The sequence below is a fragment of the Streptomyces sp. NPDC041713 genome (assembly GCF_055591085.1).
In genome coordinates this window covers 494,433-520,803 of the sequence record NZ_JBVIZY010000005.1, presented here as the reverse complement: position 1 = coordinate 520,803, position 26,371 = coordinate 494,433, and the positions used below count along the sequence as shown (strand labels likewise).

The following is a 26,371-nucleotide window of genomic DNA, read 5'->3' as shown; positions in this document are numbered from 1 at the left end:
GGCTCCTGGTGTACGAGGTCCGGGGTCCGGGGTGCTGACTAACTTGAAGATACCCCCGGGGGGTATTTAGTCAAGCCGCTCGTCACCCTTGCTTCGGGTACCCCCTGGGGGTATATATGGACCTCGTCAGCGGTACCCGCCCCGGGTATCGGCACCCCACCCCGTACAGGAGCAACCCATGGCCGCCCCCGCCCCCACTCCCACCCCCGACACCACCCCCTCCCACCGCGTCGAGCTCGCCATCGGTGGGATGACCTGCGCCTCCTGCGCTGCCCGTATCGAGAAGAAGCTGAACCGCATGGACGGCGTCGAGGCGACCGTCAACTACGCCACCGAGAAGGCCAGGGTCAGCTACCGCGGCGACGACGTCTCCGTGCGGGACCTGATCGCCACCGTCGAGGCCACCGGCTACACCGCACAGGAGCCCGCCCCCTCCGTCGCCGAGGAGGGGGCGGGGGAGAGCCCCCCGGGCTCCCCGGGCCACCCGGGCGAGGGGGGCCCGGGCGGCGAGGGTGAGCGTGAACTGCTGGCCCTGCGCCAGCGGTTGACCACCGCCACCCTGCTCTCCGTACCCGTCATCGCCATGGCGATGATCCCCGCGCTGCAGTTCACCTACTGGCAGTGGCTCTCGCTGACGCTGGCCGCGCCCGTCGTGACGTACGCCGCCTGGCCTTTCCACAAGGCCGCCTTCACCAACGCCCGGCACGGCGCGGCCACCATGGACACGCTGATCTCGGTCGGTACGTCGGCGGCGTTCCTCTGGTCGCTCTGGGCGCTGTTCTTCGGTACGGCCGGCACGCCCGGCATGACGCACCCCTTCGAGCTGACCATCGGCAGGAGCGACGGCGCGGGCAACATCTACCTGGAGGCCGCGGCCGGCGTCACCGCCTTCATCCTCGCCGGGCGGTACTTCGAGGCCCGCTCCAAGCGGAAGGCGGGCGCCGCCCTCAAGGCGCTGCTCCAGCTCGGCGCCAAGGACGTCACCGTGCTGCGGGGTGACGGGCGCGAAGTGACCGTACCCGTAAGTGAGTTGGGGGTCGGCGACCGGTTCCTCGTGCGGCCCGGCGAGAAGATCGCCACGGACGGGACGGTCGTCGAGGGCTCCTCGGCCGTGGACGCCGCCATGCTCACCGGCGAGTCCGTGCCCGTCGAGGTCGCCGTCGGCGACGCGGTCACCGGCGCCACCCTCAACGTCGGCGGCCGGCTCGTCGTCGAGGCCACCCGGGTCGGCGCCGACACCCAACTCGCCCGTATGGCACGGCTCGTGGAGGACGCGCAGAACGGCAAGGCCGCCGCCCAGCGCCTCGCCGACCGGATCTCCGCCGTGTTCGTGCCCGTCGTCATCGGGCTCGCGCTCGCCACCCTCGGCTTCTGGCTCGGCAACGGCGCGGGGCTGACCGCCGCCTTCACCGCCGCTGTCGCCGTACTGATCATCGCCTGCCCGTGCGCCCTCGGCCTCGCCACCCCGACCGCCCTCATGGTCGGCACCGGCCGCGGCGCCCAGCTCGGCATCCTGATCAAGGGCCCGGAGGTCCTGGAGTCCACGCGCCGGGTCGACACCGTCGTCCTGGACAAGACCGGCACCGTCACCACCGGCAGGATGACCCTGCTCGCCACGCACACCGCCCCCGGCACCACCGTCTCCGACGTCCTGCGGCTCGCCGGGGCCCTGGAGCACTCCTCGGAGCACCCCGTCGCGCGGGCCGTCGCCGCCGGGGCGGCCGCCGAGGTCGGCACCCTGCCCGTGCCCGAGGACTTCGCGAACGTCGCGGGCCTCGGCGTGCAGGGCGTCGTCGAGGGGCACGCCGTCCTGGTCGGCCGTGCCCGGCTCCTCGCCGACTGGGAGATCCACCTGCCCGAGCCGCTGGCGCGCGCCGAGGCCGCGGCGGAGGCCGCAGGACGTACCGCCGTCGCGGTCGCCTGGGACGGCGAGGCGCGGGCGGTCCTGGAGATCGCCGACGCGGTCAAGGACACCAGCGCCGAGGCCATCTCGCGGCTGCGCGCGCTGGGCCTGACCCCGATCCTGCTGACCGGCGACAACAAGGCCGTCGCCGCGTCGGTCGCCGCGCAGGTCGGCATCGCGCCCGGTGACGTGATCGCCGAGGTCCTGCCGCAGGACAAGGTCGACGTGGTGAAGCGGCTGCAGGCCGAGGGGCGCAGCGTGGCCATGGTCGGCGACGGCGTCAACGACGCGGCCGCGCTGGCCCAGGCCGACCTGGGCCTCGCGATGGGCACGGGCACGGACGCGGCGATCGAGGCGGGCGACCTGACGCTGGTACGGGGCGACCTGCGCGCCGCGGCGGACGCGATCCGGCTCTCGCGCCGCACCCTCGGCACGATCAGGTCCAACCTCTTCTGGGCCTTCGCCTACAACGTGGGTGCGCTGCCGCTGGCCGCGGCCGGACTGCTCAACCCGATGATCGCGGGGGCGGCCATGGCCTTCTCGTCGGTCTTCGTGGTCGGCAACAGCCTGCGCCTGCGGGGGTTCGAGCCGCTGGCGTAGGCGGTCGGGGCCGCTCGGCTCGCGCCGGAACGTTCTGCGCGTAGGCTGGTAATTGGACTAGACCTATGCCAGGTTTCCGGGGGTGCATCAGGGGTGCATCCGGGAGCCGGGCCGCCACGGTCAGGCACCCAGTCCGAGCCGCAGCGACCCCAGAAGGAAGAGACATCCATGAGCAAGCGTGCAGTCCTGGAGGTGATCGCCCTCGACACCGAGGACGCCGTCGCCGCCCAGGCCGGCGGAGCGGACCGCCTCGAATTGGTGACCGACATGGCCGCGGACGGCCTCACCCCGTCCCGCGAGACCTTCGCCGCCATCCGCTCCTCCGTCGACATCTCGCTGCGCGTCATGCTCAGGCTGGCCGACGGGTTCGCCGCGGGCGACGTCGACGCACTGGTGCACCGCGCCCAGGAGCTGCGGGGCGAGGGCGCCGACGAGTTCGTGCTCGGCTTCCTCGACGAGGCGGGCGGTCCCGACCTGGCCGCCGTGGAAAGCCTGGTCGGCGCGCTCGACGGCTGCCGCTGGACGTTCCACCGCGCCATCGACCGCGCCGCCGACCGCGACGCGCTGCGCAAGCAGCTCGCGGACCTGCCCGGCCTGGACACCTACCTCACCGCGGGCTCCGCGGCCGGCGTCGACGACGGCCTGCCGACGCTGCTCGCGGAGGCGGCTCGACGCGGCGAGCCCGGGTACGAACCGCAGCTCCTCATCGGCGGCGGCCTGCGCCTGGACCACCTGCCCCGGCTCCGGGCGGCGGGCGTCGACGCGTTCCACATCGGCGGGGCCGCCCGCCCCGACGGCTGGTCCGCCCCGGTCTCCCCGGCGGCGGTCGCACAGTGGCGGGCGGCGCTCGACGGGTGAGGGGCGGGGCGACGTACGCGGGGTTGGGCGGCGCTCGTACGCGAGGTTGGGCCGTAGTCGCACGCGGGGCTGAGCGGCGGGCGTACGCGGGGTCGGACGGCGGGGTGATCGCCCTTTCGGGGGACGCGATAGAACTGGGTCGACACGGAGGGGATTTCATGCCGACACCAGCACACCAGCCGCGCCCCGCGGAACGCATCCTCGCGGCCGGGACACAGCCCGTCGCCGCGATGCTGCTCACCGGGACGGTCGCGCTCTACATAGCGCTCGTCGCGTTCGGGAACATCACCGACTTCGGCACCAACCAGCAGTTCGTACGCCATGTCCTGTCGATGGACACCACCTTCAAGGGCAACGGCCTCAGATGGCGCGCGGTGGACTCCACCGCGCTGCAGGACACCGCCTACGTCGCGATCATCGCCTGGGAGACCCTCGCCGCGCTGACGCTCGTCGCGGCGACGGTCCTGTGGGCCCGTGCGCTGCGCCGCCCCGCGGGGACGCCGCGCGCGTACGGCCTGCGCCGGGCCCGACAGGCGGGTTCCATCGGTCTGTTGATGATTCTCGTGCTCTTCGGGGTCGGGTTCATCGGCATCGGCGGCGAGTGGTTCGCCATGTGGCAGTCGCAGGCCTGGAACGGCCTGGACGCGGCCACGCGCGTCGTGACGCTCGCGGGCATCGTGCTCGTCGTCACCCACCTGCCGTCCGCGGCGGGCCCGCAGGCGCCGTCCGCCGACGCCCCGGCGGACGGCCTCGACAAGCTCGAAAAGGGCGGCAGTTAGCGCCTTTCGAGCTGTTCGAGCTGTTCGGGTTGTTCGGGTTGTTCGGGCTGTTCGAGCTGCGCGGGCAGCGCGGCGCGGTGCACCACGATCAGCCCCGACACGGCACGGGTCAGCGCGACATAGAGCCGTCGCAGACCCGTCCGCTCGTCGGGCTCGCCGTCGACGACGGCGGCCGGCTCGTCCAGGACCACGTAGTCGTACTCCAGGCCCTTCGCGAGCGACGCGGGCACCAGCGTCAGCCGGGTGTCCGGCGTCGGCTCCTCGCCGGGCGAGAGATACGTGAGGCCCGCCGCCGTCAATGCGCCCGCGAGCGCGGGGATACGGGCGTCCGCGGCGATCAGCCCGACGGACCCCTCCTGCCCCAACGACTCGACGCAGGCGGCGAGGCAGCCCGCGTCGAGGGCGCCGGATCCCGCCGGGCCGCCGTCCCCGTCCCCGCCGTCACCGTCCCCGTCCGCCACCCGCCGCACCGCCAGCGAACCCGGCGACTCCCGCACCGAGTCGACCGCCGTCAGGCCGGGCGCGATGTCCGGAAGCAGCCGGGACGCGTACGCGATGACCTCGCGCGGCACGCGGAAACCGGCCGTCAGCTCCTCCACGACCGCGTCGTCCTTGCCGAGGTGCGCCAGCGCCTCGGCCCAACTCCGCGTCGCCCAGGGCGTGGTGCCCTGCGCGAGATCGCCGAGGACCGTCGCCGAGCCGGTCGTGCAGCGCCGCCCCACCGCGCGGTACTGCATCGGCGACAGGTCCTGCGCCTCGTCGAGCACGACATGTCCGAGGGAGTGCGTGCGGGAGACGAGATCGGTGGCCTCGTCGATGAGCACGGCGTCCGCGGCGGACCACTTGGCGGACTTGACGCTCCGGGCGGGCTTGGCCCACAGCACGGCCTTCTGCTCGTCCTCCGTCAGGATCCCCGCGGCGTGCTCGGCGAGGAAACCGGCGTCGGACAGCAGCCGCAGCACGAGCTTCGCGGGATCGACGGGCGGCCAGATCGCCTTCACCGCCGCCTTCACGGCCGTGTTGCGCGCGACGCTGTCCTGCACCCGGTCGTCCGGCGCCTCGCCCGCCTGCTCCATGCGGACGAGCACGGCGTGCGCGATGCGCTGCGGCAGGGCCTCGCGGGCGGCGCCGTAGCGGATGTCGCGGGCGAGCAACTCGGCGACGATCTCCTCCAGTTCGTACGCGGGAATCCGCCAGCGGCGCGAGCCGCGCACCACCACGACGGGTTCGGCGGGCGGGGTGACGTGCGAGCGCACGGCGTTGCGCAGCACGGTGGCCATCCGTGCGTCGCCCTTGACGACGGCGGCGCCGGCGTCGTCCGTGCCGCGCACCTCCACGTGGGCGACGAGGTCGTCGACGGTGGCCTGCTTGACCTCCAACTCGCCGAGCGCGGGCAGGACTTGCTCGATGTAGTGCAGGAAGGAGGCGTTCGGGCCGATGACGAGGGTGCCGGTGCGGGCGAGCCGGTCCCGGTGGGCGTAGAGCAGATAGGCGACCCGGTGCAGGCCGACGGCGGTCTTGCCGGTGCCGGGTCCGCCCTGCACGCAGACGCTGCCGCCGAGCCCGCTGCGGACGATCTCGTCCTGCTCGGGCTGAATGGTGGCGACGATGTCCCGCATCGGACCCACGCGCGGCCGCTCGATCTCCCGCTGCAGGAGCTTGCTGGTGCGCTCGTCCTCGGTGGCGTCGCTGAGGTGCTCGTCCTCGTACGCGGTGAGGTCGCCGCCCGTGTAGCCGAAACGGCGGCGCAGCGCGATGTCCATCGGGTCCTTCTTGGAGGCCCGGTAGAACGGCTGCGAGACCGGCGCGCGCCAGTCGATGACCATCGGGTCGCCGTCGGCGTCGTGCACGTGCCGCCGCCCGATGTAGAACTGCTCCCCTTCGTCGCCCTCGGCCTGCGCGGCGCCCGGCGCGTGCAGATAGTCGAGCCGCCCGAAGAAGAGGGGGGTGTGGGCGAGGTCGGCGAGGGACTTGACGCGCTCGTCGAGCTGCCGCTCCAGAACGGCGGCGTTCACCCAGTTCGCGGTGACGTCGCGGATGTCGAGGGCCTCGGCGTCCGCACGCATGGCGCGCAGCGCGGAACGGGACGCGGCGAGGTGGCCTCGTTCGCGGGCGAGCGGATCGGCGGGGTCGGTTTCGGCGTGCGCATGCACGGGGTGCCTCCGGCGGTTCAGCGGTGTCGTGTGCGGCCTCTGCTCCGATGCTGCTCGGGCGAGGTGTCCGACCGGTTTCCGTCCGGCCGACGGCGCTCCGCGGGGGGAGGCGGGAAGGGGGCATCTTAGGCGGGGCGTGGGTGCGGGGGCCAACGGTTTTCGGGGGCCGGTGCGGTCCGCTGCGCGGGTGCGGGTTGGGTTGTGGCTGGTCGCGCAGTTCCCCGCGCCCCTCCAAGACCTCCGCACGGGCTCGTCCGGCGATTGAGGGCGGGTGGGGGCGTGCCGGGTGAGGGGGTGCGGGGCTGTTTTGGGGGCGCGGGGAACTGCGCGAGTGACCACGGCGGGCCGGCAGTCGGGGGGCGGGCGGTAGCTGGGTGTTTTGGGGGCGCGGGGATGGTGCCGATGTATCCGACGGCGGGCGACGAGGAGGTCGCCTGGGCGAGCGGCCACGATGGGCCGGGCAGCCGGCGAGCGGACCGTAGCCGGGTGTTTTAGGGGCGCGGGGAACTGCGCGAGCGGCCACGGCGGGCCGGCGGCCGGGGAGCGGGCCGCAGCCGGGTGGTTTGGGGGCGCGGGGAACTGCGCGACCAGCCTTAGCGCACCCGCACGGAACAACGACCCCATCAGGGGCGCGGGGAACTGTGCAAGGAACCCCAGCGCACCTGCACGGAACAACGCCGGTGTGCCCCCCCATCAGGGGCGCGGGGAACTGCGCAAAGAACCCCAGCGCACCCGCACGGAACCCCACGGCCAAGGCACCCCCCGGGCCCCTCACCCCTCCTCGGCGAGCTCCGCAACCCCCGTAACCCGATGAAGGGGATACGTGCGGACCTCATCCGCAGTGTGGTCGTACGCCGTGACGAAGCCCCCCTCCACCCGCACCGGGGCGATGACCCGCTGACTCGCGGAGCCCTCCGCGTTCACGTACCCGATCCACACCGCCTCCCCGGTCAGCACCGCGGCCTGCATCGTGGCGAGGGTCTCCGCCGCCGTCGTACGCGGCAGGCGGCCGTCCGCCGCGGCCGCCGCGGCCGGCACCTCCTTGCGCGGCGCGGTGGACGCCAAGTCCCCCGCACGGATCGCCCGTACCGCCGCGTCGACGAGCGTGGCGCCGGGCAGCGGCGGCCCGTCGGGCACCGGCTCGGGGGCCGAACGGGGCGGCGTGCGGTGCGCGTGCGCGCGGGTGATCAGGACGTCGCCCTCCGCGCTCTCCGCGGCGGGCGCGAACCCCATGGCGCGCAGCCCGTCCAGGAGCGCGCCGGGATCCGCCTGGGCGGCGAGCACGGTGGGCGCGAGCCGACGCAGCCGCAGGCTCTGGGCGCGCTTGTCGGCCATGATCTCGTTGAGCAGCGCCTCGTCGTCGCAGCGCACGTACGCGGAGGCGGCGCCGATCCGCAGGTGGCCGTGTTTGCGCGCCACGTCGTCGATCAGATACGCGAGGGGCTGCGGAACCGGCGTACGGGAGTGGGCCGCCAGGAACGCGTGCAGGTCGGACGCGGACTGCCCGGCGTCGAGCGCGCGGCGCACGGAACCGGGCGTGAAGCGGTAGACGGTGGCGCCGCCCTTCGACTCGACGTCGGCGAGGACGGCGAGCGCGTCGGCGAGCGGCCGCTCCAGCGGGCCGGGGGCCACGGCGGTGAGGTCGGCCTGCAGCAGGACGTGGTCGAGGGGCTCCGGGAGGAGCGGCGCGAGGAGCCGGGCGGCGCGGGCGGCGGCGACACCGCGCTCGGCGAGACTCTCGGCGCCGTCGGCCGCGGTGCCGGCCGCCGAAGCGGTGCCGGGTGCGTCGGGCAGCAGCGCCCGCCCGTGCGAGGAGAGCGCGCCACGCCCCGTGACACCCAGCAACTCGGCCTCGTTCAGGGTCCATTGGGCGATACGGGAGCGCAGGTCGCGCGGGGTGGGCGAGTCGGAGGGGTTGGCGGCACCGGCCCGGGTGGAGCCGGGGGAAGAAGGCGCGGAACCCGAGCCGCCCGGGGCGGCGGCGGCCCCCTGGGCGCGCCCGGCGACCGGCCGCTCCCAGCCGAGCCGGGCCAGCAGCGACTCCGGCACGGGCGCCGTGCCCTCGGGCAGCGTGGCGAGCAGCGCGAGGACGCGCCGGCGGACCTCGGGGGCCGCCGAACGGTCCAGGTGCGGGCCGAGCGCGGAGAGCGTGCGGTCCTTGCCGTCACGGCCGCCGACCAGCCCCGCCGTACGGGTGGCGGCGAGCCAGGCGGTGGCGAGCGCCGCCCAGCGCTCGGCCGCGGGCAACTCCTGCCACGCGTCGTACGCGGGCGTCGCGGCGTACCGCTCGTCGGCCTCGCCGTCGGAGGCCAGCAGGCCCGCCGCGTAGGCCAGTTCGACCCAGAACGCGGCGAGCGGCTCGGACGTGTCGAGCGCCACGGCAGTCCGCTTCAGGTCGCGCACGCTCAGGCCGCCGGCGCGCAGGACGGTGGGGCCGCCCTCGTCCCAGTCCTTCAGGAGCTCCTCGACGGTGGCGAGCGCGGTGTACGCCTGGCCCGCGGCGGTCGCGTCCACAACCTGTGGACGGTGTTCGCGGGCGCCCTCCACGGGCGGCGGCGTCGGCTCGGGCGCGCGGTGGGCGCGGCCCGCGCGCAGGTGCAGGGCGGCCTCGCGGGGCAGTACGACGGTGCCGGGCGCGGTCGGCAGCAGCAGCCCCCGGTCGAGGAGCCAGCGCAGATGCCGGGCCGGATCGGCGGTGACCTGCCCGTACGGCGGCCCCCACACCAGTCGCGACAGCACCTCCACGGACTCCGCGGGCGCCTCGTCGAGCAGCGCCGACATCCGGGTGCGGTCGGTGAACAGCGCGGTCAGCGCCTGCACGGCGGAGACCGGGTCGTGGGTGGTGGGCAGCCCCGCCGCGGTGACGATGTCCTGCACCCGGGTCGGCGACATCCCGGCGGTGGCCTCGGCGACGGTGGGGCCGAGGCCGGTCGGGGAGGGGTGCTGCGGGGTCGGGGCGAGCAGCTCGCGGGCGGTCCGCACGAGCCGCAGCCGGTCGTCCGGGCCCCACACCAGGGCCTGCTCGTGCAGGGTGGCGAGGGCGCGGGGCAGCGCGGCCTCGACGTCGGCGTCCCCGTCGTCGCCGCCGAGCAGCCGCAGCACCTCGTCGTACGAGGTGGGGTCGGACGCCACGGCCAGCACCTCGGCGACCTGCTGCGCGAACCGGTCGAGCCGCTCCAGGGCGCGCACGACGGAGGCGCGGGTCCCCGCGCGGGCGGCGAGCTGGGTCAGATCCGTGGGCACGGGGTTGAGCAGATCGGGCCGCGCCCGCAACAGCCCGGCGAGCGCGCCGTCCGCCCGCGACCGCAGGGCCTCGGCGAGAGACCGCGGCGCGTCGACCCCCCGCGCCGCCGCGGTGCCGCCCTCGCTGACGCCGGCGCTGTCGGTGGGCTGCGACTGGGTGCTCATCCGGTTCACGGTAGCGGGTCGGGGGGGAAGGGCGGGGCTGTCGAGTACGGGGCGGCGTTCCCGGGGACAGTCCACCCCCGCAACGCCGGGCGAACGTTTCGCCACCTCTCGAAAGAGTGAACACCTCGCACTTGCCCCGCCACGGTGCCCCGCACGCGGCTTAGCTCGCTCACATGGTCACATCAGCCCACGAGGCATCGCACCGGATCTTTCAGGACCGCCCAGAGATCCTCGTGCCGGTCTTCGGCACCCTCGGCCTTCCCTTCCCGGAGAAGGCCTCGGTGGACGTGCTCACCCCCGACGCGACGGAACTCCAGCCGCTGGAGCGCCGCGTGGACAGCGTGCTCCGCATCCAGCCCTCCGATGGCGAGGACTTCCTCCTCGCCATCGAGGCGCAGGGCCGCCGGGACCCGGACAAGGAGGCGAGCTGGCCTTACTACGTGGCTTACCTCCGGGCGAAGTTCCGCCTGCCCGTACTGCTGCTCGTGGTGTGCAAGAGCCGGGCCACCGCGCGGTGGGCCGCAGGTCCGTTCGACTGCGGAGCGCGTGGCTGGACGGCGCAGACCACCTGGCCCTTGGTCGTCGGTCCCGACAACGTGCCGGTGATCACCGAGCGGCGAGCCGTCGAAGAGAACTTGGCGATGGCCACCTTCGCGGCGTTGACACATGGCAACAACCCGGACGCCGCCCCCATACTGGAGGCGCTGGCCCGTGCCGTGCAGGCGTCCGACAAGAAGTCCGCCACCTACTACAACGACCTTCTGGACGTCGGCCTGGGGGACACCCGTGCCGGAGCGAAATGGAGAGAACTGATGACCTTCGTTACCTACTTCCCCGGGCGCGGCACCGTACGGGAGACGGCCTACCTCGAGGGCAAGGCGGAGGGGAAGGCGGAGGGTGAGGCCACGGCCCTTCTCCGGGTCCTTGAGGTGCGTGGGATCGACGTACCGGAGGAGACCCGCGAGCGGATCGGAGCGTGTGCCGATCTGGCCGTCCTGAACCGCTGGCTGGAGCGTGCCGTGCACGCCGGGACCGTCGACGAGCTCTTCGTGGAGGACGGCACGGAGCCCTGCGGGGCCTGAACATCCTGAGGGGGCCGCTCGCGCGGCTGTAGCGGACGTCACCGCCGCAGGGCGCGTGCATGCGGCACACTGGACGTTTGGCCTTAATGAAAGGGCGCTCGCGTGAACGGTCCCCTCATCGTCCAGTCGGACAAGACCCTCCTGCTCGAGGTCGACCACGAGCAGGCCGATGCCTGCCGCCGTGCCATCGCGCCCTTCGCCGAGCTGGAACGGGCCCCCGAGCACATCCACACCTACCGCGTCACCCCCCTCGGCCTTTGGAACGCGCGGGCCGCGGGACACGACGCCGAGCAGGTCGTGGACGCCCTCGTGGAGTTCTCCCGCTACCCCGTCCCGCACGCCCTCCTCGTGGACGTCGCCGAGACCATGGCGCGGTACGGGCGCCTCACCCTCTCCAAGCACCCCACCCACGGCCTCGTCCTCACCACCACCGACCGGCCGGTCCTCGAGGAGATCCTGCGGTCGAAGAAGGTGCAGCCGCTGGTCGGCGCACGCCTCGACCCGGACACCGTCGCCGTGCACCCCTCCGAGCGCGGCCAGATCAAGCAGACCCTGCTGAAGCTGGGCTGGCCCGCCGAGGACCTCGCCGGGTACGTCGACGGCGAGGCGCACGCGATCGACCTGGACGAGAGCAACTGGTCGCTGCGGCCCTACCAGCAGCAGGCCGTCGAGGGGTTCTGGCACGGCGGGAGCGGCGTCGTCGTGCTGCCCTGCGGAGCCGGCAAGACCCTCGTCGGCGCGGGCGCCATGGCGCAGGCCAAGGCCACCACCCTCATCCTCGTCACCAACACCGTCTCCGCCCGCCAGTGGAAGCACGAGCTGGTGAAGCGGACCTCCCTCACGGAGGACGAGATCGGCGAGTACAGCGGGACCCGCAAGGAGATCCGCCCCGTCACCATCGCCACGTACCAGGTCCTCACGACGAAGCGGAAGGGCATCTACCCGCACCTGGAGCTCTTCGACTCCCGCGACTGGGGACTCGTCATCTACGACGAGGTGCACCTGCTCCCCGCACCCGTCTTCAAGTTCACCGCCGACCTCCAGGCCCGCCGCCGCCTCGGCCTCACCGCCACCCTCGTACGGGAGGACGGGCGCGAGTCCGACGTCTTCTCGCTCATCGGGCCCAAGCGGTTCGACGCCCCGTGGAAGGAGATCGAGGCGCAGGGCTACATCGCGCCCGCCGACTGCGTCGAGGTCCGCGTCAACCTGACCGACGGCGAGCGGCTCGCGTACGCCACCGCCGAGGCCGAGGAGAAGTACCGCTTCTGCGCCACCACCGCCACCAAGCGGAAGGTCACGGAGGCGCTGGTCAAGAAGCACGCGGGCGAGCAGACCCTCGTCATCGGGCAGTACATCGACCAGCTCGACGAGCTCGGCGAGCACCTGGGCGCGCCCGTCATCAAGGGCGAGACCACGAACGCGCAGCGCGAGAAGCTGTTCGACGCCTTCCGGGAAGGCGAGCTCTCCGTCCTCGTCGTCTCCAAGGTCGCGAACTTCTCCATCGACCTGCCGGAGGCGACCGTCGCCATCCAGGTCTCCGGCACGTTCGGGTCGCGCCAGGAGGAGGCGCAGCGGCTCGGCCGGGTGCTGAGGCCCAAGGCGGACGGGCACGAGGCGCGCTTCTACTCCGTCGTCGCGCGCGACACCATCGACCAGGACTTCGCCGCCCACCGGCAGCGGTTCCTCGCCGAGCAGGGGTACGCGTACCGGATCGTCGACGCGGACGAGCTGCTGGCCGGCTAATCCCTCCGGGCTGGGGGAGGGTGGGGGCGGCCGACGACGGGACGAGTGGTCAGCCCGCGGACAGCGCCGCCGGGATCGCCGCCACCGACAGCAGCGCGAACGCCGTCCGCAGCCACGCCGCGTCCGCGTCGCGCGGCGTGAGCCAGCCCGCCGCCAGGCAGCCGACGCCGCCGAAGGTCCCGAAGACGCAGCGGACGACCAGGTCCTGATGTGTCGCCGACGACGCGCCGCCGAACTCCGCGTCGAGCCCGACGATCCACCAGGCAAGGACGAGGAGCAGCAGTACGGCGGGGGTCGCGAGGCCCAGGGCGAGGTTGCGGGCGGGCTGGGGGATGGGGTGTGTCGCGGCGTAGGCGGCGTTACGGGCGGCCCACTCGGTGCGGGTTTCGGTACGGGTCTCGGTACGGGTCTCGGAGCTCATGGGGGGAGTCAACCGGGGGGTGGGGGAGCGGGGCCTCTGTGCTCGTACTCAGGTACGTACTCGGCTCACTCGGCGTACTCAGGGAAGTACTCAGCATCGGCAGCAGCGCCAGCGCGAGGAGCGGGTACGGCGCCGCCAACGGCTGCTGCCACCACGGCAGATGCAGGTCCAGGTCGCCGTGGTGCGGGAGCAGCCAGAACGTACGGGCCGTGAAGAGCGCGGCCACGGCGGCCGCCGTGCGGGTTCTGCCCTCGGCGACCAGGACCGCGAGCAGCGGCACGCACCACACCCAGTGGTGGGACCAGCTGATGGGGCAGATCAGCAGCGTCGTGAACGCGGTCAGGAGTACGGCGCGGGGCTCGGTGGGCGCGCGCCGGACCAGCCACAGGCCGAGGGCGGCCGTGAGGGCGGCGGGGACGGCCCAGGCGGCGCCCGGTTCGGCGTCGTGCAGGATGCGGGCGGCCAAGCCTTGGAGTGACTGGTTGTCGACGATCCACGCCTTGCCGACGCGGCCCGTCTCGAAGACCCGGCGGGTGAAGAACTCAACGCTGGCGGCGGGCAGGACGAGCGCGCCGAGCAGCACGGTGCCCGTGAAGCCGGCCAGCGCGGTGACGCCCTCGCGGGTGCGGCCCCGGAGGAAGAGGTACGCGATGAAGACGGCGGGCGTCAGCTTGATGCCGGCGGCGATTCCGATGGCGAGCCCTTTGCCGAGGGCGGCGGGGGGACGGGTGAGGTCCCAGAGGACGAGGCAGGCGAGGGCGAGGTTGATCTGGCCGAACAGCACGGTCTGGAAGACGGGTTCGAGCCAGAGGGCGAGGGCGGTGGCGGTGACGGTCGTGGTCGTGGTCGTGGCGGTGGTGGTGCGGAGGTTCGCGAGGCGGCAGGAGAGGTGGACGAGGAGGGCGAGGAGGGCGATGTTGCCGAGCAGGAAGGCGGTTTTGAGGGCGGGGAGGGGGAGCCAGGTGGTCGGTACGAAGAGGATGGCGGCGAACGGGGGGTAGGTGGCGGGCAGTTGCCACGGGGTGACGGTGAACCCGTACAGATCGCTGCCGCGGGCGACGGCGGCTCCTTCGGCGCGGTAGACGAGGGTGTCGGCCATGGGGATGTGCTGGGCGGCGCAGAGGGCGAGGAGGGCGAGGAGGGATGCGGCGAGGGTGGTGACGCTGAGTGCTGGATGCGTCGCGTTCCGTGACTTCACGGGGGGAGGGTAGTGGATGGGGGTGCGGGGCGCGGGGGCGTGGCGTCTGCGCTTTGGGTCCGTGGTGGGGTGCGGGGCGCCTTGGGCTGGCGTCCGCGCCTTCGCTTCGTCTGTGGGTGCGGGGCCGCGGGGGTATGTGCGTACTCGCCATCCACTGTTCGCCACGCCTCGCGGACAACATTGCTATTGCTGGCTCGGTGCTCCGTGCGCACATACCCCCACGTCCCCTCCCGAGCGTTTGCGGGTGCGGCCCGGCGGGGCGGCAGACACGAGCCCACCCGGCCCGGCTCCCGCAGGCGGGTGCGGGCAAACGCGGGCCCACTCGTCCGGGCTCCCACAGGCGGCTGCGGCAAACGCGGGCCCACCCGGCCCCGGCTCCCACAGGCGGCTGCGGCAAACGCGGGCCCACCCGGCCCCGGCTCCCACAGGCGGCTGCGGCAAACGCGGGCCCACCCGTCCGGGCTCCCGCAGCCCGGTACGGACGAACGCACCCGCCCCCCACCCTCGACAGCCAGACGCAAGGCAAACACCCACCCACCCCTACTCCGTCCGCAGGGCGACGCGAGGCAAACACCCACCCACCTCGCTCCAGCTGCACGTCGGTGGGCCCGCCAATCCGCCCTGCTCGGGTGCACGTCGCGAGGCAACGCCCCCCGGCCCTGCTCCAGTCTTACGCCGCAGGGTGAGCCCACCCGCCCCGCTCCAACCGCACGCTGCGGGGCAACCACCCGCCCACCCCTCTCCACCGCACGTCGCAGGTGACCCGCCCACCCGCCCGCTCCAACCGCACGTTGCGGGGTAAAACCCACCCACCCCTCTCCACCGCACGTCACGGGGCGGGCCCACCCGCCCCTACTCCCGCCTTGCGGCGCGGGGTAAACGGGTGGGTGGGTGGGGAATATCCGCCGCGGAGCGGCGGGGCTGTTTGGGCCCGCAGGGGGAGACGGGGGAGCCCCCCCCACCCGGCCCCTCCCCCGCGGAGCGGCAGGCGCGGACCCCACCCGCATAGGCGCCCCCGCCAGAAAACGGTAACGTCGAGAACACAACACAGCCGCCCCGGAGGGGACTTCGTGGGGATCGAGAGCGATCAGCTGGTCTTCGACTACCTGAGCCGGGTCGGAGACCTGGCCCAGCAGCGGCAGTTGCCGTCCGGCGACCGGATGAGACTCGTCGCCGAGTTGCGGAACCGCATCGAACGCGGCCGGTCCAAGTCCGTCGGCGACGGCCCCGTCGCCGTCCGCCGCATCCTCGCCCGCATCGGCACCCCGGAAGAGGTCGTCGAGGCGGCCGGCGGCGCCCCCGGCGACGTACAGGATGACCTGCGGGACGTACGGGACGTACGGGACGTGCCAGAAGGGGTGCCGTCCGTGCCCCGCGCGCCCCGCGCGCCCCGCGCTCGGCCCCACCCCGCCGTCCCCCTCCAACGCAACCGCCGCCGTCCCCCCGCCGACCCCGGCGAAAGCGGCACCGAGAAGGGCACCGGGCGGCTGCGCCGCATCGTGCCTCGGCCGCGTCGCTCCGGCGCCGCGGAGACCGATGACAGCCCCGACTTCGAGGGCGCCGCACCCCCGCACCTCGCCGGCTCCGACGAGTTGGGGCCCAGTGGGTCCGAGCCCGACTGGTGGCGGGTGGACAGCAGTCCGTTCGGCGTCGCCGACACCGTCCCCGGCTTCGTCGGCGGCGTGGAGATCCCCGAGATACTCAAGCCGCCCCCCGGCCGCGACGACGAGGAGGAGGACGACGACGGCGAGGAGGAGGACGACCTCGCGTATGAAGAGGACGACAGGGGCGGGCGCCGGCGGCGGTTGTGGCGGCCGGCCCGCCGCGGTGACGGCGCCGGGCCCGCCCTCGGCAACCCCCTGCTCCTGCTCGCCGCCGCCCTCCTCACCGTCGGCGCCGTCCTCGGCAACTTCCTTGCCCTCGGCGTCGGCTGGCTCATCGCCTACGCCTCTCGCCGGCTCTCCCGCGTCGAGGCGAAGTTCGCCGTCCTCGGGCTGCCGGGGCTCGCCCTGGCGGCCGGGGTCGGCTGGCTGTGGGGGCGGTCGCAGGGGCGGTGGGGCGACCCGATCCGGGACGGGCACATGAGCGACGCCATCGCCGACACCTGGCCGTGGGTGGTGCGGGGCGCCGCTGTCGCCTCCGCCCTCTTCCTGCTGTGGCGGTCCCAGCGCCGCCAACAGCCGTGAGTGGTACGGGGGTTCGTGGTCAGCGCTTGTGCGTCAGGTCCCTCCGCAGTTCGTCCAGGATCCTGTCCGCCGCCGTGTAACCGATGCCCTGGATCCACAGCTCGTCCTCGACCGTGTGGACGTTGCCCGACTTGACCGCCCTCATGTTCTTCCACAGGCTGCTGCCCGTCGTCTGCGTCTCCTTGGACTTCTTCGGATCGCCGTACGTGGAGCGGAAAATGACGTCGGTGTCGGCGAGGTCGATCTTCTCGGGCGACAGGTCGTACGAGAAGCCGTCCTTCGCCTTCGCCGCGATCGGCGCGCGGCCGAGGCCGACGTCCTTGAGGATCGTGGCGATGTAGCTCTGGTCGCCGTAGAGGCGGATGTCGGCGCCCTCGATGAAGCGCAGGACGTTGACCTCGGTCCGTTCCGCCTTCGCGCGGCCGCCGATGGCCTGGGTGACCCGTGCGGCGTGGGCCCGGTAGCGGGTGATCACCTTCTTCGCCTCGGCCCGCTTGTCGAGTGCCTCGGCGTGCAGTTGGAAGTTCTCCTTCCAGGGGTAGCCGGTGGTCTCCGTCATGACGGTCGGCGCGATCGCCTTGAGCTGGTCGTACTTGGCCGCGTGGCGGATCTTCGAGGTGAGGATCAGGTCGGGCTTGAGCGCGGCGATGGCCTCCAGGTTGGGGTTCATCATCTCGCCGACGTCCTTGATGCCGCTGACCTTGTCCTTGGGCAGGTAGTCCAGGAACCCGGACTCCGCCTCGACGTGCGTGGCGCCGACCGGGCGTACGCCGAGCGTGATCGCCGAGTCCAGTTCGGCGGTGTCGAGGACGACCACCCGCCGGGGGGCCTTCGGGACCTTCACGTCGCCCATCGCCGTCTTGACCGTACGGGTTCCGCCGGACGCCCCGGAGCCGTTGGAGTCCGAGGAGCCACAGGCGGTGAGCGTGAGAGCGCCGGTCAGGGCCAGGGCGCCCGTGAGGAGGGCGCGGCGGCGGTGCAGCGGGGCGTGCGTGTGGGTGTGGGCGTGCGTGTGGGTGTGGGGCATGGGGTCGCCTTTCACGGGGCCTGGGGGGGCGAGGGGGCGGCTCACTCGGAGGTGGGGATGTCGGGGGGTGCGGACCAGGGCGGTCCGGGGACGACCAGGGGGGATCCCGTCACCGGGTCCGGGACCACCACGCAGTCCAGGCCGAAGACCTCCCGTACGAGATCCCGGGTGACGATCTTCGCGGGGGCGCCCTCGGCGACGACCTCGCCGGCCTTCATGGCGACCAGGTGGTCCGCGTACCGCGCCGCCTGGTTGAGGTCGTGCAGGACCACGACGACCGTGCGGCCGGGTTCGCCCCGCGGCGTCCGTGCCGCCAACTGGCGGACCAGGTCGAGGACTTCGACCTGGTGGGAGATGTCCAGGTAGGTGGTGGGCTCGTCCAGGAGCAGCAGGCCGGTGTCCTGGGCGAGGGCCATCGCGATCCATACGCGCTGGCGCTGGCCGCCGGAGAGTTCGTCGACGGGGCGCTCCGCGAGGGCGCTCACGTCGGTACGGTCCATCGCCTCGGTCACCGCCCGCTCGTCCTCGTCGGACCACTGCCTCCACCAGCGCTGGTGCGGCTGGCGGCCGCGGGCGACGAGGTCGGCGACGGTGATCGCCTCGGGGGCGGCGGGGGTCTGCGGGAGCAGCCCGATCTGCTGGGCGATGCGCTTCGTGGGGAGCCCGGCGAGCGACGCGCCGTCCAGGAGCACGGCGCCGCTGCGCGGTCTGAGGAGCCGGCCGAGGGCCCGCAGCGTCGTGGACTTGCCGCAGGCGTTGGGGCCGACGATCACCGTGACCCGGCCGTCGGGGATCGCCAGGTCGAGGCCCTCGACGACGGTACGGTCCTCGTAGGCGAGGGTCAGCGCGCGGGCCGTGAGACGGGCGGCGGTCACGACGGGCCTCCAGTGCGGACGGGACGGCTGCCGCCGGTGCGGTGGCCCCGCACGATCAGCCAGATCAGGTACGGGGCGCCGACCGCCGCCGTCAGGACGCCCACGGGGAGTTCGGTGGGCGCGAAGAGGCGGCGGCCCAGCAGGTCGGCGACGACGACGATCAGGGCGCCGAGCAGCGCCGAACCCAACAGCGGGATCTGTGCGGTGCGGGTAAGCCTGCGGGCGGTCTGCGGGGCGAGGAGCGCCACGAAGTCGACCGGTCCCGCGGCGCCGGTGGCGACCGAGGCGAGGACGACGCCGACCAGGACCAGGCCCAGACGTACGTGTCCCAGGCGCGTCCCGAGGGCCGTCGCCGTGTCGTCGTCCAGGGTGACCTGGCGCTGCGCGCGGGCCGCCCACAGGACGCAGGGGAGCAGGACGAGCAGGGTCAGGGCGAGCGGGGTGGCCTCGGTGCGGCCGCGGCCGTTGAGGGAGCCGGTCATCCAGATCTGCGCCTGCTGCGCGACGAGGTAGTCGCCCTTGGTCATGAAGAGCGTCGTCACCGAGCGCAGGGCGACGGCGAAGCCGATGCCGATGAGGACGAAGCGGGCGGCGTGCAGGCCGCCGCGCCACGCGAAGACGTACACGAGGGCCGCGGCCGCGATGCCGCCGAGCACGGACAGATAGGGCAGGACGGTGTACGAGGTGACCCCGTACGTCAGCGCGCCGACCGTCAGCGCGCTCGCGCCCTGGCTGATGCCGATGATGTCGGGGCTGGCGAGCGGGTTGCGGGCCACGGTCTGGATGAGCGCGCCGGCCACGCCGAACGCGGCGCCCGCCAACAGCCCGACGGTCATACGGGGTTCGCGCAGCGTGCCCACGACCAGCTCGTCGGGGGAGGGCCGCCCGAGGAGCACCTTCACCACCTCGGCGGGCGGCACGAAGGACTCGCCGACGCAGAGGTAGGCCAGGCACCCCGCGCCGAGCAGCAGGCCGAGCACGGCGGCCACGGCGGCGGCCCGCCGATGCACGAGGAAGGTGACCCGCCGCAACCGCACCACCGCGTGCCCGACGGGCCGGCCCCGGGACGCGGACCGGCCCCGGGCGCCGGGCGACGCGGAGGTCATGCGGCCACCGCCTTGCGGCGTGCGGGGGGCGTGGTGGTCGTGCGAGCCACCGCCTTGCGGGGTGCGGGCGGCGTGGTGGTTGTGCGGCCAAGCGCCGTGCCGCGTAAGGGCGTTGTGGTCACACGGTCAACCGCCCTGCGGCGTACGGGCAGCGTGATGGTCGTGCGGGCCTTCGCCCCGCGGCGTGCGGGCGGCGTTGTCATGCGGTCACCGTCCTGCGGCGTGCCAGGGTTACCAGGAAGGGGACCCCGATGAGCGCGGTCATCACGCCGGCGGGGACCTCGCCGGGTGGGAAGACGATGCGGCCCGCCGTGTCGGAGACCAGCAGCATCACCGGGCCGAGCGTGGCGGCGAGCGGCAGCACCCAGCGGTGGTCGGTGCCGATGAGGGCGCGGGCGATGTGCGGGACGGCGAGGCCGATGAAGGCGATCGGTCCGGCGGCGGCCACGCCCGCCCCGGTCAGGACCGTCGCGCCGATCCCGCCGACCACGCGGACCGCCGCGACGTTCTGGCCGAGCCCCTTGGCGACGTCCTCGCCGAGCGCGAGCGCGTCGAGGCCGCGGGCGACGGCGAGGACGAGCACCAGGCCGACGAGGAGGAACGGCCAGAGTTGGCCGACGATCCCGGCGTCCCGGCCGGAGAGCGAGCCGACCTGCCAGAACCGGAACTCGTCGAGCGCGGCGGCCCGGGTGGTGAGCACCGCGGTCGTCACGGAGACGAGGAGCGCGTTGATCGCGGCGCCGCCGAGGGCGAGTTTGACCGGGGTCGCGCCGCCACGGCCCGCCGCCGCGATCGCGTGGACGGCGACGGAGGCGGCCCCGGCGCCGGTGAACGCCCACCAGACGTATCCGGGCAGCGTGTGCACGCCGGCGAAGGCGATGGCGAGGACGACGCCGACGGAGGCGCCCTGGCTGATGCCGAGGATGCCGGGGTCGGCGATCGGGTTGCGGGTCATGCCCTGCAGGACCGTGCCGGCCAGTGCGAGCGAGGCGCCCACCAGTACGCCGATCACGGTGCGCGGCACCCGCATCTCGCGGACCACCTCGGCGGACCCGCCGTGCCCGCCGTGCAGCAGCGCGTCGAGCACGGCGGAGGGGGCGACCGCGCGGGCGCCGACGGCGAGGCTGAGCAGGACGGCGAGCAGCAGGGCCACGACGGCCGCCGCCAGCACGGCGGCACGTCGGACGGGCACACGCATCGGCTGGGCTCGTTTCCGGAGAGGACGGCACGGGGCGGGACGCGGCGGCTCGGCAGGAGTGACGGGGCCGGTGGGGCTCGGTAAGGCTTGGCTAAGTCTACGGGCGGGCAGGGCCGTCACCCTCGGCAGAATGGGTCCATGAGCTCACACACCCTGACCGTCGGCTTCGACCTCGACATGACCCTGATCGACTCCCGGCCCGGTATCAAGGCCGCCTACGAGGCGCTTTCCGCGAGGACGGGCACGTACGTCGACGCCGACCTGGCCGTGACGCGGCTCGGCCCGCCCCTGGAGGAGGAACTGCGGAACTGGTTTCCGGAGGAGGCGATCCGGGAGACGGGCGACCTCTACCGTGAGATCTACACCACACACGCGATCGAGCCGACGCTCGCGATGGCCGGCGCCCGCGAGGCCATCGACGCCGTCCACGCGCACGGCGGCCGCGCGATCGTGGTGACCGCCAAGCACGAGCCCAACGCGAAGCTGCACCTGTCGCACCTCGGCATCGAGGCCGACGCCGTCATCGGCTGGCTGTGGGCGGAGGCGAAGGCCGAGGCGCTGCGCGAGCACGACGCGTCGGTGTACGTCGGGGACCACACCGGTGACGTACGCGGTGCGCGTACGGCGGGCGCGCTGTCCGTCGCGGTGGCGACCGGACCGTGCGACGCAGCGGAACTGCGCGCGGCGGGCGCGGACGTGGTCCTCGGCGGCCTCGCGGAGTTCCCGGCCTGGCTCGACGCGTACGTGGCGCGGGGCGCGGCCGGTTAGTTCGCCGAGCGGCTGGTGCGGGGTCCGGCCGGCCCACCGCCCGGCTGGTTCGGCGCCCGGCCGGTCCGCGTCGGGAGGCGGGCCGTCAGCCGGTGCCGCCGCGGGCCTGGCGCCGCTGGGAGGCGATGCCGCGGAGCACGCCGGCCCCGGCGATGAGGAAGCCGACGCCCATCAGCATGCACACCGCGTACGCGATGGACGGAAAGGGGTCGGTGCCCAGGAACAGCGGGGCCACCGTGACCAGTGTGGCCACGGCTCCGACGAAGAAGACGATGGCTCCGGTCCGGACCATTCCATCGCCCGGTCCGGCGGAATTCGCTTGGGTTTTGTCACGCACCCCACCAGGGTAGTTCCCAGCGCGAAGGAAGAATCCGGGGACGTCTTGTCACCGGCCCCCGGACCAATAGTCTTGGTTCCGGCGGGTCGAGCGACCCGCTGTAGTGCTATCCAGAGCCGTTTTCGCTCCGCCGTACCGGACGGGGCGGAACCGGCACAGACGAGTACGACGAGTACGAGGACGAGGACTTCACGTGCCTACCGGCAAGGTCAAGTGGTTCAACAGCGAGAAAGGCTTCGGCTTTCTCTCCCGCGACGACGGCGGCGACGTCTTCGTGCACTCCTCAGTACTGCCCGCCGACGTCGACACACTCAAGCCCGGCCAGCGCGTGGAATTCGGCGTCGTCGCCGGCCAACGCGGTGACCAGGCCCTTTCCGTGGCGATTCTCGACCCGACCCCGTCGGTGGCGGCCGCGCAGCGCCGTAAGCCCGATGAACTGGCGTCGATCGTCCAGGATTTGACGACCCTGCTCGAAAACATCACGCCGATGCTGGAGAAGGGCCGCTACCCCGACAAGGCGTCCGGCGCGAAGATCGCGGGCCTGCTGCGGGCGGTCGCGGACCAACTCGACGTATAGCGCGCGCGTCCGGTCCCCGGGGAAGAGCGCTCCGGGAGAGCCGCTCGAATGTCGCTAGGGGAACGCCAGCGCGTCCGGGCCGAGGGGCGGTACGAGTCCCTCGGCCGCGGCACGCGTGAGGAGCCCGCGCACCGCCGCGTAGCCGTCCTCGCCGAGGTCGGCCGTGAACTCGTTGACGTACAGCCCGATGTGCTGGTCCGCCACCGAGGGGTCCATCTCCTGGGCGTGCGCCAGGACGTACGGGCGGGAGGCCTCCGGGTCGTCCCACGCCATGCGGACCGACGTGCGGGTCGACTCGGCGAGCCGCTCCAGCGCCGCCGTGCCGAGGCTCCGCCTCGCGATGATCGCGCCCAGCGGGATGGGCAGGCCCGTCGTGGCCTCCCAGTGCTCGCCCATGTCGGCGAGGCGGTGCAGGCCGTAGTTCTGGTACGTGAAGCGGGCCTCGTGGATGACCAGGCCCGCGTCGACCTTTCCGTCGCGCACCGCCGGCATGATCTGGTCGAAGGGCATCACCACGATCTCGCCGACGCCGCCGTCGGACAGCGTGTCCGCCGCCCACAGCCGGAAGAGCAGGTACGCCGTCGACTTCTCGCTGGGCACGGCGACCGTCCGGCCCGTGAGGTCGACGTCCGGCTCCCGGGTGAGGACCAGCGGGCCGCAGCCTCGGCCGAGGGCGCCGCCGCAGGGCAGCAGGGCGTACTCGTCCAGGACGTACGGGAGTACGGCGTACGAGACCTTCAGGACGTCGAGGTCCTTGGGGGCTGAGGGGTGGGTGGCCGCTGCGCGTTCCGCGATGCCGTTGGTGATGTCGATGTCCGCGAACGTCACGTCCAGCTCGGGGGCGCCGGGCACCCTGCCGTGCGCCCATGCGTCGAAGACGAACGTGTCGTTGGGGCAGGGGGAGTAGGCGATGCGGAGGGGGTTGGGGGTGGGGTTCAGGGGGTTAGTCATGTGTGTTCCAACTCCTCAGTACCGGCGCGCACTTCCCGAACGCGTCGCTCAGCGCGGCCAGCGCGTCGCCGATCCGCCAGGCGGCGCGGTCTCGCGGGCCGACGGGGTTGGAGACCGCGCGGATCTCCAGGACGGGCAGGCCGTGCAGGGCCGCCGCCTCGGCGACGCCGAATCCCTCCATCGCCTCGGCCAGGGCCCGCGGGTGGCGTCGTCGCAGCTCGGCGGCGCGGTCGCCTGAGCCGGTCACGGTGGAGACGGTCAGGACGGTGCCGGTCGCGGCACCGGAGGCGTTGGCCGTCTCCCGTACGAGGGCTGGTGGCGGGCGGTGCGTGATCGCTCCGAAGCCGAGTTCGGTGACGGGTGTGAAGCCGTCCGGGGTTTCTGCGCCCAGGTCGGCGACGGTGATCTCGTCGGCGACGATCAGGGAGCCGACGGGGGCGTCCGGGGCGAAGCCGCCGCCGATGCCCGCGGAGACGACGAGGCCGTAGGGGTGGCCGGTGGCCGCGGCGCGGGCGAGTGCGGTCGCCGTCCCCGCCGCGGCCGCGGCCGGTCCCACGCCTACGGCCAGCACGTCGATGTCCGGGCCGGGCCCGGACGGGTCGGCCCCGGAGGGGGGCAGCTCTCGGGCCACCGCGTCCCGTTCGGCGGGGACGGCGGTGGCGACGAGGACGCGGGTGTCCTTGTGCGGGGTGTCCGTGGTCAGGAGTCCTTCTTGAACTTGAACGACCACAGGCCCGTGGCCTTCGTACCGGAGCCCTTGCCGCCCTCGAGGAGGCTGACGGTCGACTTGCTGCCGCCACCGCCGTACTGCTGGTTGAAGAAGACGCTGCCGGGGATGACGACGTACGTCTTCTTGCTGGCCTCGGTCAGCGGCTGACCGTTCATCAGCAGGGTCCAGCCCTTGTCGGCGATCTCGGGGTCGACGCCGAAGCGGACCTTCTCGTCGGGGTCGACCTTGATGGTCTTGACGTCCTTGTCCTGCAGGCAGGGCTTCAGCTGCGACGTCTCCAGCTCCTTGCCGTCGTTGTAGCAGGAGGCTTCGGTGTGCACCGAGTCGCTGCCGACCGTCACGGTGGCCAGCGGCGTCGGCTTGTCACAGGCGGAGAGGACGAGGAGTCCGGCGGAGACGGCGCCAAGCGCGGCCACGGTGCGGCGGCGGCGCGCCGCGCGGTTCACATTCGCGGCTCCGCCGCGGAGCAGGGAGGTCATGGGCGAAGGCTATCGGGCGCGTCGGGGGGTGTTGTTACTCGGGGGTGGCGGGCGTGCCGTGGCGTGGGCGGCTTCGCCTTGGCGTGGGCGGCTTCGCTTTGGCGTGGGCGGCTTCGCTTTGGGGTGGCGCGGTGAAGGGAGGGGGGTGGGTTGGTGTGGTCTGGCGGCTGGCTCTCTCTTTTGGCCGGAGTGTGGGGGTGGCGGGGCCGCGGGGGTATGTGCGTACTCGCCATCCCTGCGCCGCGCCGCACGGACAATGGCGCCAGTGTGGGCTCTGTGCTCCGTTCGCACATACCCCCACGTCCCCTCCCGTGCTCTCTCGGCCATCGGTCGGTGGGGCTCGTCGGGCCGTCCCTCACTTCACCCGGGTGCGGTGTGGGCCTGTGCGGTGGGAGGAGGTCAGGAGGCCTCGGGCCGTGGTGAGCCAGCCGGTGGCCACGATCGCTGCCGCCACCGAGAGGCCCAGGGGGCCGATCAGGGGGAGGACGATGCCGATGCCGCCGCCCAGGACCCAGGCCATCTGGAGCAGCGTCTCCGAGCGGGCGAAGGCGGAGGTGCGGACCTGTTCGGGTACGTCGCGTTGGAGCAGGGCGTCCAGGGAGAGCTTGGACAGGGCCTGTGCGAAGCCGGCGCAGGCGCCCAGGCAGGCGACGCCTACGGCGCTGAAGAAGAGGGCGGACGTCACGGCTACGGCCAGGACCACGGCGACGACGGTCACGATGATGACCTCCGGCGCCCGTGACTTGAGCCAGGCGCCGACGGCCGTGCCCAGGGCGTTTCCCGCGCCCGCCGAGACGCCCACTATGCCGAGGGAGACCGCGGCGCTCTGGCCCGCGAGGGGGTGCTCGCGGAGGAGGAAGGCGAGGAAGAAGATCAGGAAGCCGGAGAGGCAGCGCAGGGCGGCGTTGGCGACCAGGGCGTGGGTGACGGCGGGGCCGACGGTACGCAGGCCCATGCGCCGTTTGCGGGTCGTGTCCCCGGCGGCTTCGGTGCGGGCGTGCAGATGCAGGTGTTCCTCGTCGGCGGCCAGCAGCGCCTTGCTCTCGCCCTTGGACGAGTCGACCTTCCGCGGCAGCGAGAAGGACAGGAACATGCCGGAGATGAAGATCGCGAAGGCGCCGTAGAGCGGCCAGCGGGGTCCGAGCGCCTGCAGTCCGGCGCCCGCGGGGGCCGCGACGGCGGTGGCGAGGAGGCCGCCGAGGGTGACCCGTGAGTTGGCCTTGACCAGCGAGAAGCCGAGCGGCAGGAGTCTCGGGACGACGGCGCTTCTCACCACGCCGTACGCCTTCGATGCGACGAGCACGCCGAGCGCGGCCGGGTACAGCTCGACACTGCCGGTCGCGACGGCGCCCGAGAGGACCAGGGCCAGCAGGGCGCGGGCCAGCATCGCGCCCGCCATCGCGGCGCGGCGGCCGTGCGGGAGGCGGTCCAGGAGGGGGCCGATGACGGGGGCGAGGAGGGTGAACGGCGCCATGGTGATGGCGAGGTAGAGCGCGACGCGGCCGCGGGCCTCGTCGGTCGGCACCGAGAAGAAGACGGTGGAGGCGAGGGCGACGGTGATCATGACGTCGCCGGCGCCGTTCACCGCGTGGAGTTCGATGAGCTTGCCGAGGCCCGACTCGCCCGCTCCGTGGGCGTGGGTGACCTTGCGGATGCCGCGGGCCGTGCCGGTGAACGGGAGGTGCAGGGCGCGGCCCAGCGCGCGGGCGGTCCGCCTCGCCGGGCCCGGCGAGACGGTTCCTACGGACATCGACCTGGTGGGGGCCACCCCGTCATAGTGCCCTGTTGGGGGGCGGCTAGTGCGAATACTGGCTGTGAGCCGTGGCGAACCTCTCCGCCGCTCCGCGGCGGGCCCCGTTTCGGCGGTTGCCCCGCGACGGGCGGCGGCCCCTTCGCTCCCCGGCGCCGTGTGGCTGGTCTGCTTCGCCGCTTCGCGGCGGGTTGCCCGCCCGCCCGCCCGTTTGCCCCGCGACGCCGGGTGGGCGTACGTCG

At 73.4% G+C, this 26,371-nt stretch carries 21 protein-coding genes; 8 read left to right on the top strand and 13 right to left on the bottom strand.

What is annotated here, in order from left to right:
• Positions 1-178: 178 nt before the first annotated feature.
• From ACZ6CV_RS18710 to ACZ6CV_RS18700, 3 genes are all read left to right on the top strand, one after another.
• A complete protein-coding gene (locus tag ACZ6CV_RS18710; RefSeq protein WP_469251860.1) occupies positions 179-2,503 on the top strand; it encodes a heavy metal translocating P-type ATPase in 2,325 nt (774 codons plus the stop codon).
• Positions 2,504-2,671: 168 nt separating this feature from the next.
• Positions 2,672-3,361, top strand: coding sequence for a copper homeostasis protein CutC (locus ACZ6CV_RS18705; protein ID WP_469251859.1), 690 nt, complete (start codon positions 2,672-2,674; stop codon positions 3,359-3,361).
• A gap of 158 nt (positions 3,362-3,519) precedes the next feature.
• Positions 3,520-4,140: a DUF2165 domain-containing protein gene (locus ACZ6CV_RS18700; protein ID WP_469251858.1), complete on the top strand. Its 621-nt coding sequence runs from the start codon at positions 3,520-3,522 to the stop codon at positions 4,138-4,140.
• Here ACZ6CV_RS18700 and ACZ6CV_RS18695 read toward each other — a convergent pair.
• Complete coding sequence (locus ACZ6CV_RS18695; RefSeq protein ID WP_469251857.1) at positions 4,137-6,293, bottom strand: HelD family protein; 2,157 nt, start codon at positions 6,291-6,293, stop codon at positions 4,137-4,139. The two genes, ACZ6CV_RS18700 and ACZ6CV_RS18695, sit on opposite strands and share 4 nt — an antisense overlap.
• A 771-nt stretch (positions 6,294-7,064) precedes the next feature.
• Positions 7,065-9,710 (bottom strand): helicase-associated domain-containing protein, encoded by a 2,646-nt coding sequence (locus ACZ6CV_RS18690; RefSeq protein ID WP_469251856.1) that lies wholly within the window; start codon positions 9,708-9,710, stop codon positions 7,065-7,067.
• A gap of 164 nt (positions 9,711-9,874) precedes the next feature.
• Here ACZ6CV_RS18690 and ACZ6CV_RS18685 point away from each other — a divergent pair, with 164 nt between their 5' ends.
• The gene (locus tag ACZ6CV_RS18685) at positions 9,875-10,783 is read left to right on the top strand and encodes a hypothetical protein (protein WP_469251855.1); all 909 of its coding nucleotides are present in this window, start codon (positions 9,875-9,877) and stop codon (positions 10,781-10,783) included.
• A 102-nt stretch (positions 10,784-10,885) separates the two neighbouring features.
• Positions 10,886-12,526, top strand: coding sequence for a DNA repair helicase XPB (locus ACZ6CV_RS18680; protein ID WP_469251854.1), 1,641 nt, complete (start codon positions 10,886-10,888; stop codon positions 12,524-12,526).
• Positions 12,527-12,575: 49 nt separating this feature from the next.
• Here the strand turns inward: ACZ6CV_RS18680 and ACZ6CV_RS18675 are convergent, their stop codons facing one another.
• A complete protein-coding gene (locus tag ACZ6CV_RS18675; RefSeq protein ID WP_469251853.1) occupies positions 12,576-12,947 on the bottom strand; it encodes a hypothetical protein in 372 nt (123 codons plus the stop codon).
• Complete coding sequence (locus tag ACZ6CV_RS18670; RefSeq protein WP_469252021.1) at positions 12,886-14,046, bottom strand: glycosyltransferase 87 family protein; 1,161 nt, start codon at positions 14,044-14,046, stop codon at positions 12,886-12,888. The genes ACZ6CV_RS18675 and ACZ6CV_RS18670 overlap by 62 nt, the downstream gene beginning before the upstream one ends.
• 1,169 nt (positions 14,047-15,215) lie before the next feature.
• Here ACZ6CV_RS18670 and ACZ6CV_RS18665 point away from each other — a divergent pair.
• Positions 15,216-16,331, top strand: coding sequence for a hypothetical protein (locus tag ACZ6CV_RS18665; protein WP_469251852.1), 1,116 nt, complete (start codon positions 15,216-15,218; stop codon positions 16,329-16,331).
• Between the two features lie 19 nt (positions 16,332-16,350).
• Here the strand turns inward: ACZ6CV_RS18665 and ACZ6CV_RS18660 are convergent, their stop codons facing one another.
• The 4 genes from ACZ6CV_RS18660 to ACZ6CV_RS18645 all read right to left on the bottom strand — a co-directional run bounded on the left by ACZ6CV_RS18660 (position 16,351) and on the right by ACZ6CV_RS18645 (position 20,537).
• The gene (locus tag ACZ6CV_RS18660; protein WP_469251851.1) at positions 16,351-17,358 is read right to left on the bottom strand and encodes an ABC transporter substrate-binding protein; all 1,008 of its coding nucleotides are present in this window, start codon (positions 17,356-17,358) and stop codon (positions 16,351-16,353) included.
• A gap of 41 nt (positions 17,359-17,399) precedes the next feature.
• The gene (locus tag ACZ6CV_RS18655) at positions 17,400-18,233 is read right to left on the bottom strand and encodes an ABC transporter ATP-binding protein (RefSeq protein ID WP_469251850.1); all 834 of its coding nucleotides are present in this window, start codon (positions 18,231-18,233) and stop codon (positions 17,400-17,402) included.
• Complete coding sequence (locus tag ACZ6CV_RS18650; RefSeq protein WP_469251849.1) at positions 18,230-19,339, bottom strand: FecCD family ABC transporter permease; 1,110 nt, start codon at positions 19,337-19,339, stop codon at positions 18,230-18,232. Before ACZ6CV_RS18650 ends, ACZ6CV_RS18655 begins: the two co-directional genes overlap by 4 nt.
• Before the next feature lie 199 nt (positions 19,340-19,538).
• Positions 19,539-20,537 (bottom strand): FecCD family ABC transporter permease, encoded by a 999-nt coding sequence (locus ACZ6CV_RS18645; protein ID WP_469251848.1) that lies wholly within the window; start codon positions 20,535-20,537, stop codon positions 19,539-19,541.
• Positions 20,538-20,675: 138 nt separating this feature from the next.
• Between ACZ6CV_RS18645 and ACZ6CV_RS18640 the strand changes: the two genes are divergently transcribed.
• Entirely contained in the window at positions 20,676-21,305 is a 630-nt protein-coding gene (locus ACZ6CV_RS18640) for an HAD family hydrolase (protein ID WP_469251847.1), read from the top strand.
• Between the two features lie 85 nt (positions 21,306-21,390).
• On the opposite strand, the gene ACZ6CV_RS18635 is transcribed toward ACZ6CV_RS18640, so the two are convergent.
• A complete protein-coding gene (locus ACZ6CV_RS18635) occupies positions 21,391-21,642 on the bottom strand; it encodes a hypothetical protein (protein ID WP_358779118.1) in 252 nt (83 codons plus the stop codon).
• Positions 21,643-21,835: 193 nt separating this feature from the next.
• On the opposite strand from ACZ6CV_RS18635, the gene ACZ6CV_RS18630 reads away from it, so the two are divergent.
• Positions 21,836-22,219: a cold-shock protein gene (locus tag ACZ6CV_RS18630; protein WP_469251846.1), complete on the top strand. Its 384-nt coding sequence runs from the start codon at positions 21,836-21,838 to the stop codon at positions 22,217-22,219.
• A 54-nt stretch (positions 22,220-22,273) separates the two neighbouring features.
• Here ACZ6CV_RS18630 and ACZ6CV_RS18625 read toward each other — a convergent pair whose 3' ends face one another.
• The 4 genes from ACZ6CV_RS18625 to ACZ6CV_RS18610 form a co-directional block, all read right to left on the bottom strand.
• Entirely contained in the window at positions 22,274-23,170 is an 897-nt protein-coding gene (locus ACZ6CV_RS18625; RefSeq protein WP_469251845.1) for a 1,4-dihydroxy-6-naphthoate synthase, read from the bottom strand.
• The gene (locus tag ACZ6CV_RS18620) at positions 23,163-23,900 is read right to left on the bottom strand and encodes a futalosine hydrolase (RefSeq protein WP_469251844.1); all 738 of its coding nucleotides are present in this window, start codon (positions 23,898-23,900) and stop codon (positions 23,163-23,165) included. Before ACZ6CV_RS18620 ends, ACZ6CV_RS18625 begins: the two co-directional genes overlap by 8 nt.
• Positions 23,870-24,379, bottom strand: a complete 510-nt coding sequence (locus tag ACZ6CV_RS18615; RefSeq protein ID WP_469251843.1) for a DUF2771 domain-containing protein — start codon at positions 24,377-24,379, stop codon at positions 23,870-23,872. Before ACZ6CV_RS18615 ends, ACZ6CV_RS18620 begins: the two co-directional genes overlap by 31 nt.
• Before the next feature lie 355 nt (positions 24,380-24,734).
• Entirely contained in the window at positions 24,735-26,129 is a 1,395-nt protein-coding gene (locus ACZ6CV_RS18610) for an MFS transporter (RefSeq protein ID WP_469252020.1), read from the bottom strand.
• Positions 26,130-26,371: the final 242 nt, after the last annotated feature.

Bases quoted from the DNA above. Each gene is read 5' to 3' on its own strand.
- ACZ6CV_RS18710 (WP_469251860.1), top strand. From the start codon at position 179: ATGGCCGCCCCCGCCCCCACTCCCACCCCCGACACCACCCCCTCCCAC.
- ACZ6CV_RS18705 (WP_469251859.1), top strand. From the start codon at position 2,672: ATGAGCAAGCGTGCAGTCCTGGAGGTGATCGCCCTCGACACCGAGGAC.
- ACZ6CV_RS18700 (WP_469251858.1), top strand. From the start codon at position 3,520: ATGCCGACACCAGCACACCAGCCGCGCCCCGCGGAACGCATCCTCGCG.
- ACZ6CV_RS18685 (WP_469251855.1), top strand. From the start codon at position 9,875: ATGGTCACATCAGCCCACGAGGCATCGCACCGGATCTTTCAGGACCGC.
- ACZ6CV_RS18675 (WP_469251853.1), bottom strand. From the start codon at position 12,947: ATGAGCTCCGAGACCCGTACCGAGACCCGTACCGAAACCCGCACCGAG.
- ACZ6CV_RS18670 (WP_469252021.1), bottom strand. From the start codon at position 14,046: ATGGCCGACACCCTCGTCTACCGCGCCGAAGGAGCCGCCGTCGCCCGC.
- ACZ6CV_RS18660 (WP_469251851.1), bottom strand. From the start codon at position 17,358: ATGCCCCACACCCACACGCACGCCCACACCCACACGCACGCCCCGCTG.
- ACZ6CV_RS18650 (WP_469251849.1), bottom strand. From the start codon at position 19,339: ATGACCTCCGCGTCGCCCGGCGCCCGGGGCCGGTCCGCGTCCCGGGGC.
- ACZ6CV_RS18645 (WP_469251848.1), bottom strand. From the start codon at position 20,537: ATGCGTGTGCCCGTCCGACGTGCCGCCGTGCTGGCGGCGGCCGTCGTG.
- ACZ6CV_RS18640 (WP_469251847.1), top strand. From the start codon at position 20,676: ATGAGCTCACACACCCTGACCGTCGGCTTCGACCTCGACATGACCCTG.
- ACZ6CV_RS18625 (WP_469251845.1), bottom strand. From the start codon at position 23,170: ATGACTAACCCCCTGAACCCCACCCCCAACCCCCTCCGCATCGCCTAC.
- ACZ6CV_RS18615 (WP_469251843.1), bottom strand. From the start codon at position 24,379: ATGACCTCCCTGCTCCGCGGCGGAGCCGCGAATGTGAACCGCGCGGCG.
- ACZ6CV_RS18610 (WP_469252020.1), bottom strand. From the start codon at position 26,129: ATGTCCGTAGGAACCGTCTCGCCGGGCCCGGCGAGGCGGACCGCCCGC.